The 11,272-nt window shown below is 64.4% G+C and carries 6 protein-coding genes; all 6 read right to left on the bottom strand.

The window, feature by feature from the left end:
* Positions 1–38: 38 nt before the first annotated feature.
* The 6 genes from FFS30_RS21720 to rlmM all read right to left on the bottom strand — a co-directional run bounded on the left by FFS30_RS21720 (position 39) and on the right by rlmM (position 11,151).
* Positions 39–446: a GFA family protein gene (locus tag FFS30_RS21720; protein WP_137915300.1), complete on the bottom strand. Its 408-nt coding sequence runs from the start codon at positions 444–446 to the stop codon at positions 39–41.
* 82 nt (positions 447–528) lie between these two features.
* Positions 529–4,392 (bottom strand): translocation/assembly module TamB domain-containing protein, encoded by a 3,864-nt coding sequence (locus FFS30_RS21715; protein WP_137915299.1) that lies wholly within the window; start codon positions 4,390–4,392, stop codon positions 529–531.
* A 238-nt stretch (positions 4,393–4,630) separates the two neighbouring features.
* Positions 4,631–6,424, bottom strand: coding sequence for an autotransporter assembly complex family protein (locus FFS30_RS21710; protein ID WP_249352584.1), 1,794 nt, complete (start codon positions 6,422–6,424; stop codon positions 4,631–4,633).
* Between the two features lie 100 nt (positions 6,425–6,524).
* Positions 6,525–9,170 (bottom strand): glycosyltransferase, encoded by a 2,646-nt coding sequence (locus FFS30_RS21705; RefSeq protein ID WP_137915297.1) that lies wholly within the window; start codon positions 9,168–9,170, stop codon positions 6,525–6,527.
* A 76-nt stretch (positions 9,171–9,246) separates the two neighbouring features.
* Positions 9,247–9,978 carry a VTT domain-containing protein gene (locus FFS30_RS21700; protein ID WP_137915296.1) on the bottom strand — a complete coding sequence of 244 codons (732 nt, stop codon included), beginning with the start codon at positions 9,976–9,978 and terminating at the stop codon, positions 9,247–9,249.
* Between the two features lie 117 nt (positions 9,979–10,095).
* Complete coding sequence (gene rlmM / locus FFS30_RS21695) at positions 10,096–11,151, bottom strand: 23S rRNA (cytidine(2498)-2'-O)-methyltransferase RlmM (protein WP_137915422.1); 1,056 nt, start codon at positions 11,149–11,151, stop codon at positions 10,096–10,098.
* Positions 11,152–11,272 lie beyond the last annotated feature (121 nt).

Below are 11,272 nucleotides of genomic sequence, written 5' to 3'. Positions count from 1 at the left end.
ATTGGTTTCACTGCTGCCGTCGATCCGCGCTGCGGCGTCTACTCCGGGTCTTTCTCGTAAACGGTGAGTCCGACAGGTAGCTGCACCCAGGGATGCCGGCGGCAGTCGTAGACCGAATCTTCGGGTGCAGGAAAACTCGGATCGGCGAACGCGCCCACGGCGACGCTGACGCCCGATTGCTCGTGGCCTTCTTCGGTATGGAACAGCGTTGTTCCGCATATCGGACAGAAACGGAAGCGGAACCGGCTGCCGTGGTCGCCGGTGCGCACGTATTCGGTCGCACTGCCGGAAACGGTATACGGTGCGGCGTAACCGGCCAGGGTGGCAAACACGCTGCCGGTACGGCGCTGGCAGGCGAGGCAGTGGCAGACGCCGACGCCGCGCGGCTCGCCTTGAACCTCGATGCGCAATTGGCCACAGGAGCAGGAAGCGGTTCGGCTAGTCATCGGCGACCTCTCTCGATCGAGTCCGCGGCGCGTGGAATGCGCTCCCGGATGCAGCGGGCATCCTGGGCGCCCACGGGCGGGATCACTTCTCGATACGGTAGTTGATTCCCGCCCGGCTCGACAGCGTTCCGTTCTGCATCTCGAAGTCGAACAGCCGGGTGAGCTTGTAGCGCAGGGTCACGACTTGGCCTGGGCTGAACAGTCCGACACCGTAGCTCATATAGAGGCGTGGAGAGAGGTACTTGCCGACCGTCAGCGCGGCGCCACCGACCGAAGAATTGTCGGCGACGCCGACATCGTCGAGGCCCATCTTCGCGCCGATGCTTTTCGCGAGCAGGTCGCCGCCGGCGGTGCCGAGGGCCGATGCGGCGCTGCCGACCGCGTTACCTTCGCCGCCTTTCAGCTGCGACAGCGGCTTGCCGGCAACGAGGTAGGAGAGGGCGTCGGACTGTTCCATCGCCGGCGTCGAGAACACGGTCAGCTGCGGCGCAACCGCAGTGCCGCGCACTTGCAGGCCGACGACGATGTTTTGGTCGGGGAAGCCGCGCGTCGCGCGGATGTCGAGGCCGGGATTCTCGACCGGCGTGCCGGCGAACAGCAGGCGTCCCTGTTCGATGGTCAGGTCCTGGCCGTAGGCTTTGAACGTGCCGTTGACCTGGATTTGGCCGCGTCCGATCGGCGTCTTGCCGGGTAGTTGGATCACTGTGAGTTGGCCGCCGAGATTGGCATTGAGGCCGAAGCCGATCAGATGCACCTCGGTGCCCTGGCGCAGGTCCATCGCGAGTTTTTCGCCCGCGCCGAGTTTGACCGTGACCTCGACTTCGATCGGCGCGTTGGCCGCTGCGCTCTTCTGCGCCGCCTTGTCGTCGACGACGACGATGTCGGGCGACGGAGCGACCGCCGCGCCGCCGCCAGGCAGCTTGGATACGTCGACGAACATCTGCGGTATCTGCAGCGTGCCGCCGACACGCAAACGCTTGGCGTCGCGGTCAATCTTCAAGTCCGGGGAAATGTATACTTTTGCGCCGGGGATGTTCGCGGCGAGGAAGCGGTCGCCCTGGATCGACAGCGCGATCGGCGAGTCGGGCGCGATGCCCGCGCTGCCCTTGAGTGCGAGCTTGCCTTCGTCGGAGGCGATCGCGCCGTCGATGTCGAAGTTCTCGCCGTCGCGCGAACGCACGCTGATGTTGCCGTCGCGCAGCTTGAGTCCGGCGGCCGGCACTTCGGTGCCGAAGTCGACGAGGGCGAGCTGGCCGTCGATGCCGGGTTTCTTCGTCGTTCCGGACAGCGCAAACTTCGCCTCGACCTTGCCCTTGGTGCCCGACACCTGGGTGGTCAGCAGGTCGACGAAAGAGAGACTGTTGATGTTGAGGCCGAGATTGCCGGACAGCGGCATCGCGCCGTCCGCCGCCGCGGCGCCGGTGACGATGCGGCCGTCGATGCGGCCGCCGTCGTTGAGGTCGCCCGCGATGGTGATCGTGTTCTGCGCGGGCGACAGGGCCGCATCGATACGGAAGCCTTTGTAGCTGAGCAGGCCCTTGGAGGCCGAATCGGGATAGGTGATCGTACCCTGGTCGGAGGTAATCGCCGCGTTGCCGCTCAGTGCGCCGCTCGGCGCGGCGGTGATCGCGCCGTTGCCATTGATCTCGCCTTCGAGCTTGAGTGGCGCGTCGGGACTGGCGAATTTGGCCAGCATCGCCAGCGGCAGGTGTTCGATCGAGAACTTCGCGTTGGTGCCGCTCTTTGCGTCCTGCGTCGCCTGCGCGCAGATGCCCGGAGCGCCCGCGCGCAGGCAGAGCTCGCTGAGGTTGAAGCTGCCGCCGACATAGGACAGCGCGGTCGGCTGCGCGAGTTTCCATTCGGGCAGGCCCTGCTGGTTCAGGGTCAGTTCCCTGAGCGTGCCGCGCCAGTCGCTCGCGGTTTTCGTCTGGGTCAGCGCGCCGTCGAGGGCGAGCGCAAGCGACAGCGGTTTGCCGTTCACGTCGAGGCGGAGCCGGTGCGCGGCCTGGTTGCCGTTGGCATCGAGCTTGACCGTATCGAAGGTGTAGCCGGCGGCAGACAAGGTTCTCGCGTCGAGCGCGAGGTTGCCGCTCGGCGCGGACAGGTCCTTCGCATCGAAGTCGAGAGTGAAGGCCTGCAGATGCGTGTCGCCGCTCACGATCGCGCTGCCGGTGACCTTGCCGCTCGCGTTGAGTTTGGGATACGGGCCGTTGACCGCGATCGTGCCGCGAATGCTGCCGCCGGCTTTCGGTACCCAGTCGCCGAGGCTGGCGATGCCGAGGTCGATCTTGAGATCGGTCGGCGCGTCCTTGCCCGCGCCGCCCTTGCCGACGATAGCGACCGTGCTTTGTCCCGAGGACAAATTGAGTTTGCCGTCGACGTTCAACGGCGGCGCGAAGCTGAGATCGCCGTTGCCGCCGAGCGCGCGCTGGCGCAAGGTGCCGCTCAGACCATCGAGTTTGAGCTTGGCGACCGGGCCGTCTTTTTCCACATTGCCACTGGTGGACAAAATGAAATTGACCGCGCCGGGCCAGTCCTTGGCGAACGCGCCGGGATCGAGCCGGTTCGCCTTCGCCTCGATGTTCCAGCCGACCTTGGGTTTCAGCACCACATCGCCGGTCGCGTTGAGGCCGCCCTTGGGTTGCTTGAGTTCGAGTTGGGCGAGGGAGATTTTCTCCGGCGTGCCGTCGAGCTTGAAGGCGAGGTCGGCGATCTGTTTCGGCGGCCCGATCGACAGTTCGCCCTGCGCGTTGAACTTGTCCGCGTTGCCGCCGGCGCTGATGCTGCCGTGCGTGGCGATCTCCTGGCCGGCGAGGTCGGCCGGCAGCACGACATCGGCCCAGTCGAGCTTGACGTCGCCGCCGACCGGCTTGGCGTCGAGGTGGACCTTGGCCTGCGCCGTCAGCGTGCCGGGCGCTTCGGGCGAGCGCAGGCGCAGCGGTTCAAGAGTGAAGGTCTTGCCGTCGCTGGCGAACTTGAGCGGGTCGAGCAGGATACGGTGTTGGTTGAGATCGACGCTGCCGCTCAGCGCACCGGCATTCTTGTCGCCCGAACCGGCGAGCTTGAGCGCCAGCGTCTTGAGCGCGTCGCTTTGGGTCAGCGTTTTCGGATCGAAGCCCGGCACGTCGAGATCGACCGTCCACGGCAGATTCTTGTCGTTCGGTGTGAGTGAACCTTTTGCGTTCGCGACCAGCGGTTGGCTCAGCGCTAGGACGAAGTGCGCTTGCTTGCCGTCGTTGTTGAAGTCGGCCTTGGCGGCGACGCGCATCGGCGGCGACTTTTTCTCGGCACCGGCCACGTCACTTTGATTCGGAACGGCCCAGTCGAGGTCGAGCTTGCCCGCACCGACGACGTCGGCGTAGCGCGTGATCGCGCCGTCGAGATCGACCTTGCCGTCGGGCGCGCGCAGGGCGAGTTGCTTGACAGTGAGCGCGGAGGCCGTCCATGTCGCCGCGGCATCGAGGCTGTCGCTCGCGAACACGGGCTTGCCGTCCTGAGTCACGTGGACTGTGCCGACGTGCAATCGGTCGAGCAGAATGTCGAGCGGCGGCGTCAGCAATTGTGCGACCGACGGCTTGGCGGCATCGGGCGGCGGCGGCGTGGCCGGCACCGTGGTCAGGGCGACATCGACGCCGTCGATGTCGAGGCTGCGCACATGCGCGGTCTTGCGCAGCAGGCCGAAGAATTCGTAGTCGAGCTTGAGCGTCTTGACCTTGACGTCGAGGCCGGAAGCCGGGTCTTTGTAAGCGACGTCGTGCAGTTCGAGTGGGCTGGTCAACGCGCCGGTCGCTTGGGCGATCGCGAGCTTGCCGGCGAGCGCCGACTTGGCGCGCTCGACCGCGAAGCGCGTGCCTGACTCGGTCGCAAGCAGCCACCAGGCGAGCGCGAGGATCAGCGCGAAGACGATCGCGAGCGCTATACCGATGCGTTTGAGCCATTTCTTCATTGTTGCGTTCTCAAAAGCATTTGGGGCCACGGATTGCGCGGATGGACACGGATAAAGCAGCTCCCGTCATTTGCGCGAAAGCGAGGCTTTCGGCAGCCGAAGGGGTGGTCATACCGTCCCTTGTTCTAGCAGCCGCAAAAACAAAGATGCCGGATTCCCGCTTTCGCGGGAATGACGAGCAAAGACCGGTTTGCTCTTGATCCGTGTGCATCCGTGTAATCCGTGGCCAAAAAAACTCTTACAAATCGGGGCCGATCGTGAGGTGCAGCTGCACGCCATGCCGACCCTCGGGATCGTTGACCGGAAAACCGAGGTCGGCGCGCACCATGCCGACCGGTGAGCGCCAGCGCAGCCCGAGGCCCGTGCCGATGTGGGTCTTGTAATTGCCGAAGGTGCTGAATGCGTCGCCCGCATCGATGAAGGTGCCGATGCCCCAGTTCGAGGTGAAGTAGTACTCGTACTCGGCGCTCGCGACGGCGAGGTTCTTGCCGCCGATAATGAGGTTGTTGCAGTCGGTCGTGGACTGGCCGGTCTTGCAGCGCTCCAGCGCGATCGGCAGCAGGCTGGCCGGCAGCGGTGGGCCGACGGTCTGGTAGGCGTAGCCGCGGATTGAGCGGTCGCCGCCGCCGAAGAAGCGCAGTTCGGGCGGCAGCTTGTCGAAGTCATCGACCTGAGTCGCACCAAGCGAGCCGCGCACGATCAGGCGCTGGCGGTCGCCGAAGCCGCGAATCCATTTCGCGTCGGCGCGCGCCTGCACGAACTTGGTCGCGGGACCGGGGCTTGCGCGCGTATCGAAGCTCAGAGAGTAGCCGTCGCGGACGAAATCTTTGTCGTCCATACTTTTTCGAGTCAACGACACCTCAGGGTAAACGAGGGTGGAATTGCCGTTGATATTCGCCACTGTATAGGTGCCGCTCAATACGTTGACGCCGATCGTGCGCAGCCATCCGTGCCAGTAGCGCGTTTCGTTCGCGGTTGCGCGCAATGTGTCGGATTGGACGGTTTCGGTATTGATGTTGCGGTAGGCGACGCCGAAGTTGTAGGCGCGGTCGTTGTCGCCCGGCAGCGGGATCGTATAGGTGCCGGCGAGCATCTTTTCGCGCTGCGCGATTTCGGCTTCGATCTTCGCCTTGTGCCCGCGCATGTTGACCCAACGTCGCGTGATGGAGCCTTTGATACCGGGGCCGATGTCGGAATCGATGAACACTCCGCCGGAGTAGATGTTTCGTTTGGCCGGGGCGACGGTGACATCGATCGGAATCACGCCGTCCTTGGCCTTCTCCTTGTCCGGCTGCACGTCGACGATGGCGAAGTAGTCGGCATCGATCAGTTTCTGCTGCAGGCGCAGGAGTCGGGTCTGGCTGTAGAAATCGCCGCGATGCCACGGCACGTAACGGTCGAGCACGCCGTCGTCGAGCTGGCTGCCCTTGAACACGACTTCGCCGAAGCGATAGCGCTCACCGACGTCCCATTTGAGCGAGATCGTGGCGCGATTGGCGCTGCGCGAGACTTCGACCTTGTGTTCGATCTGCTTGGCATCGAGATAGCCGACCGAGAACAGCGCCGACTGCACGGCGGCTTTGCTCTTTTCGTAGGCGGTGCTGTCGAACGGTTGGCCGGCCTTCGGCGAAAATTCGATGAGGGCCTTGGCGACCTCTTTCTCTTCGCGCGCCGGGCTCGGCACTTCGACACTGTAGTCGCCGACCTTGAGGCGCTCGCCGGGGCGCACGTGGATGATCGCGGTCCAGCCCTGCGGCGTCTCTTTCAACTCGCCGTCGGTCTGTGCGCTGTAGTAACCATAGGCCTCGAGCGCCTTGGCGATCTGCTCTCCGGCGTTCGTGTACAGGCGCCGCGCCTGGGCGGCGCTGACGTCCTGCTTTTCGTACTGGGTGATTTCGGCGGACGCGGCGACTACGGGCTTGAGCGAGTCGTCGATGCCGTCGATCTGAGTCGTGATCGTACCCGCCTGCGCCGCGGAGCAGGCGAGCAATGCGGCCAACGCCGCGGCACGATGGATGGCGTGTCGATTCAAGCGGATCGTTTCCCTACGCTTCGCAGCCCTGGCTGTTTTATAGCACGGCACTCGGGCCATCGTAGTTATCAAGTCGTAAACGCGGCGCCGCCGATCGGCGTCAGCCGCTTTCTTCTCCCGAGCGTGCGGCGACCATCGCGCCGACCAGCGCCGACAGATAGGGAATCGCCTGCGCCGCGAGGATGAAGATCCAGAGCTTGCCTTCGGAATAATCGGTCAGATGGCGCGTTCCGGGCGCTTCCACGCCGCCGCTGATCCAATGGCTGAGCAGAGTCGGCAGGCCGAGCATCCCGGCAATCGCGAGCACGATGGCGATGAACATCAACAATTCTTCGCGCACCGCGGTGAACGGATTGGGTTTCTTCGACAGGCGTCGGCTTTTCGCCGTGCGCACGAACTCGCCTTTCTTTTTCCACAGGCCGAGATAGATGCCCCGTGCAATCGCGTGCGAGAGGCCCATGCTGGCGATCGACGCCATGATCGTGTCCTTCCACGAACACGGCACGCGTACGCGGTAGAGAATGATGCCGACCGCCGCCTTGAACAGGAAGAAGCCGATGATCGGATAGATGAACAGATCGAGCGGCAGGGCGAAGTACTTAGGCAGGGCGAGCATGCCCGCGGTCCACCACAGCGCGAGGCCGGTGAAGACCATGTGCAGCGCGTCGGCGAACCAGGAGAACCAGCCGGTGAGGAAGTGGAAACGTTGGCCGGCGGTCAGTGGACCCTTGCGCGTCATCCAGTTCCAGCGGCCCTTGAGAATCTGCATCGCGCCGAACGCCCAGCGGTAGCGCTGCGACTTGTACGCGGTGAAGTCGGCCGGGGTGAGACCGCGGCCCATGACTTCGTCGACGTAGACGAGTTCGTAGCCGGCGTGCATCAGGCGCAGACCGAGTTCGGCGTCTTCGCAGATCGTCCACTCCGACCACTTGCCGGTCGATTCGAGCAGGTCGCGGCGCACCATCGTCATCGTGCCGTGCTGGATGATCGCGTTGCGCTCGTTGCGATGGTGCATGCCGATGCGGAAGAAGCCGTCGTATTCCCAATTGGTCATGCGGCGGAATTCGTTGTGCTCCCAGTCGCGATGCGCCTGCGGGCACTGCACGACGCAGACCTTCGGGTCGTTGAAATAGCCGGTCAACGCCTTGAGCCAATCGGCACGCACGGCGTAGTCGGCGTCGACCACGGCAACGACTTCAGCGCGCGGGTCGGTCTGCTCGAGGCCGAAATTCAACGCGCCGGCCTTGAAGCCCGGCCATGGATTGAGATGGAAGAAGCGGAACTTCGGCCCGAGCTTGGCGCAGTATTCCTCGACCGGCTTCCACACTTCCTCGCGCTTGGTGTTGTTGTCGATCACGAGCACTTCGAAGTTCTCGTAGTCGAGCGCGGCGAGCGAGTCGAGGGTGAGGATCACCATCTCGGGCGGCTCGTTGCACGCGGCGAGATGGATCGAGACGAACGGCTGCCGGTCCTCGGGCTTCGGCGAGAGCAGGCCGAAGCCGCGCTGCCAGTACTTGCGCCAGAGCACTTCGGTGAACTCGAAGCCGTTGATCAACAGGATCAGGATGATCGCCAACTGCGCCGGGAACAGCACGACGAGCATGGTCCAGTCGAACGGACTCAGATAGAACGCGAACGGCAGCGTCGCCGACCAGACCAGCAGCGACGCGGATAGCTGGATCAGCACGCAGAAGAACAGCACGCCCATCCACTTGAAGCGCATGAAGTGGCGTGCGAAGAAGAACATCGGCAGCAGCGAAAGCAGGGAGGCGATGAGCGCCTTCTTCGGCCACGACGGGTCTTCGACGATGCGCCCGGTGAACGAGAATTTCGGCTGCCGGTCAGCTCCGTAGACGCCCCAGTACGCGCCGACGCGGCCCTCGTCCGCCTCTTTCCAAGGCTGATCGAAGGCCTCCATGAGGTAGTAGTCGATTTTGCGCCAGGCGGCTTCCTTGACCCATTGGCGAATGAACTGCGCCTCATCTTCGACCGAAGGTTGCGAGACCTGGTTGCGATCGCCCGCGGAAGGCCAGCCGATCTCGCCGACCACGATTTTCTTGCCCGGAAATGCGCTCTGCAATTGCACGTAGTTGCCGAGCGCGCCGATGCCGACCGCATCTTTACGCGGAATTTTTTCCCAGTACGGCAACAGATGGATCGCGATGAAATCGACGTGCTTTGCGAGCTGCGGATACTTGATCCATACCCAGTACGGTTCCGCGGTCGAGACCGGCACCTTGACTTGCGCACGCACGCGATCGAGATAGGCGATCAGCTCATCCACACTCATGTCCGCGCGGAACAAGGTCTCATTGCCGACCATGACCCGATCGATATTGTCGTTGTCGCGCGCCGCGGCGATCAACGCGGCGATCTCGTCTTCGTTGCGCTGCCAGCGGCGGTCGAGATAGGTGCCGGCCAATACCTTGAGGCCGTACTTTTTTGCGATTGCCGGCACCGCCGGGTTCTCGATCGAGGAATAGGTGCGGATGCGATCGGTGCGCGTCGACAGGAATTTCAGATCGCCGTCGATGTCTTCGAGGCTCGGGAAAATCTGCTTGTGCGGGCTCTGATAGCGCTGGTACGGGTTGTAGGCGAAGCCGCCGATCTTGCCGTCGAACTCCGGCACTTCCTTCGGCCGGTTCAGCGCCGCCCAGAAGGCGAGGTTGGCCGCGGCGATGATCACCGCGAGGAACGCGGCGCGCCAAAACGAAAGCGGGGTGGAAGGTCTCGCTGCGGAACTCAAAACGTGGCCTTGGTCGTCGTGGCCGCGCCCGGCGGCGCGTCAAAGCGTGGCAGGATAGCCGATGCGATACCGCCCCTCAATTTTTGCGGCTTTCCGGGGCGGCCGCGACGGCTTTCGGCGCGCGCAGCCTGTTGATCGCGATCGGCACGATGGCGAGCAGGACCAGACCGATCATTGGCCAGAGCACCTGCGGATCGTGCAGCAGGTCGGCGCTGATCGCCTTGTTCGCGCCGATGTTCTTGGCCAGCGAGGCGCCGAGCCAGGTCTCGATGCCGGTCATGGCGAGGCCGCCGATCGCGGTCGCGGTCACGAACAGCCACAACGGGCAGCGCAGCCACGCCAGCGCGACGGTAACTCCGCCGAACGGAAAGAACGGCACCAGGCGCAGAAAGAAGGTATAGCTGATCGGTTGAGCCAGATAGCCGCCGCGCAGACGCGAAACGAGCCCCGGCGCCTGCTCGCCGTGGCTGTGATCGCCGAACGCGCGGCGCGAGGCGAGAAACAGGATCACCGCGCCCAGGGTGACGCCGACGATGTTCAGTGCGGCACCGATCAGCACACCGAAAATCATGCCGCCGGCCATGATCAATACCACCATGCCCGGCAGGCCGGTCGCGATCGCGAGCATCACCGCGCCGATGTGCGCGAGCCCGGCGAGAATCGGGCGCTCGGCGATCAGGACCTGCAGATTGGCCTGTTCGGCGGCGAGATTGTCCGGGCGGAAGCGGTCGAGCACGCCGGAAAAAAACAGCGCGACACCGATGCCGATCAGGATCAAAAGAGGCAGGAACGAACGCAGTTGTTTCATCGGCAAACGGATTTCGCGGCGCGGCGAGCAAAAGGCCGGCAAGCATAGCGTGGATCGATTGCAGGCGTAATCTTTTGTAATTGCGCAATCAGGCGAAGTTCAGTGGGCCTCACGCCGCTACGCGCCGCGCGCGAAGACCGTGATCTCTTCGCGGTCGTGATAGAGCTGTTTGGCGCGGACCTCGCCTCGCGCTCCGACGGCATCGCGCAGGATTGCGAGACAGAGCACGGTTTCGTCGTAGCGCTTCTTCATCGGCAGCTTGAGATTGAAGATCGTCTGCCGGCACAGGCCGTCGGCCAGCCATTGCGCGATCAAGGTCGCAACGCGGCGCGGCTGCTCGACCATGTCGCAGACCAGCCAGTCGACCGGTTTCTGCGGGCGCCAGCGGAAACCGTCCGCGCGCACGTGCGAGACAAGCCCCGACTCCATCAACGCGGCGTCCATCGGGCCGTTGTCGACGGCGGCGACGCGTATCGAACGGCGCACGAGCTGCCACGTCCAGCCGCCCGGCGCGGCGCCGAGGTCGACCGCGCTCATGCCGGGCTTGAGCCAGCGCGCGCGCTCGTCTTCATCGAGCAGAACGAGAAAGGCTTCGTCGAGCTTGAGCGTCGATCGGCTCGGCGCTTCGCGCGGAAACTTCAGGCGTGGAATGCCCTGCGGCCACGGCGAAGTCCGTTCGACATCGCCGATGCACAGATAAACGCTGTCGCTTTGCGGAAAGAAGGCGTGCAGCCGTTGGCGGGCCGCGGGATCGATCAAGCGAGCCTTCTTCATCGCGCCGACGAGGGCATTGCCGAAGCTGCGGCAGAACGGTGCAAGGGCCTTGCCTTCGTTGGTGTCGGGCGCTTCGACGATGACGTCGGCGTAGCGCCCGGTGCTTTCGCGCAGCGTCGTCAGAATCGGCGTGACGCGATCGCGCGCGGGCAACTCGCGCAGGCGGGCGAAGCAGGCCAGTGCCTGCCGGGCGAAGATGAGGTTGCGCGCATCGGCGGCGCCGAGCACGTCGCTCACATGTACCGCCGATGTTGCGACGAACTCCACAAAAGCGTCGTCGCGCACGGCGCGTACATGGCCGAACAGACCGAGGTCTGCGGCGTTCGCAGTGATTTCCTGCGCGCACTCGCCTTCGAAGCCGGCGCGACAGTAGAGGATGACGCTCGGCGGGGAATCGATAGAGGTCAAGCTGGTTGATGTGCGGCTGCGATGAGGCGTAGAGTCTAACGGCTGGGGAGGGCACAGACCATGCGAGAAACCGCGGTGACGCGGCCCTCGCCAGAAGGTTCGCCGCTCGCTC

This window comes from Rudaea sp. 3F27F6 (assembly GCF_005503555.1).
Lineage (GTDB): Bacteria > Pseudomonadota > Gammaproteobacteria > Xanthomonadales > Rhodanobacteraceae > Rudaea.
Note: the sequence above shows the minus strand (reverse complement) of the source record. Positions and strands in the feature narration are given on the sequence as shown.